The organism is Mycobacterium sp. 1482292.6 (assembly GCF_001672995.1).
Taxonomy (GTDB): Bacteria; Actinomycetota; Actinomycetes; order Mycobacteriales; family Mycobacteriaceae; genus Mycobacterium; species Mycobacterium europaeum_A.
Genome location: NZ_LZKV01000132.1, coordinates 1 through 537, shown reverse-complemented (window position 1 = coordinate 537; position 537 = coordinate 1). Strand labels below are relative to the sequence as shown.

Sequence of the window (537 nt, the reverse complement as noted above, 5' to 3'; positions counted from 1 at the left end):
AGGCGCGCGACCTGAGCAGTAGCGACCGCACCAACCGGGCACCGCTCGATCCGAGACTGTGGCGGGCCTCGGCGGCGAGCAGCAATGTCGGCAGGTAACCGGTGAAGTAGGGGCGCAGACCGTCGAGGCCGCGGGTGACCACGACGGCGGCGGCGTCGCGTTGCGCCGCGAGGTCACGGGGTTGCCGGTCGGTGACTGCGGTGAGCACCTGACCGGACAGGTCGGCGATGACAGCGCTGGCTCCGCGTTGCCCCAGGCGGGCCTGCAGCCAGTGCGTCACCGCACGGATCATCCACAGCGCCAACAGGATTGACAGCGGGCCGAGCCACCCATGCAGGCTCCGGGCGGAGGTGTCGCCGACGACGCGCGCGACGATGCCCGCCAGCACGATCGCCGAGCCGATCGCGCAGCCGGAGATCAGCACACCGCAGCCCACCACGGCCACCAGGTAACGGCGCAACGCCGCCGAGGCCCGCCACAGTCTCGGATCGAGCGGTGCCCGGTTGGTGCGGTCGCTACTGCTCAGGTCGCGCGCCT

At 71.9% G+C, this 537-nt stretch carries 1 pseudogene; it reads right to left on the bottom strand.

Annotated features, from left to right (window positions below):
* Positions 1–70: 70 nt before the first annotated feature.
* Positions 71–436: pseudogene (locus A5624_RS13635) on the bottom strand (thiol reductant ABC exporter subunit CydD); the annotation flags it as partial.
* Positions 437–537: the final 101 nt, after the last annotated feature.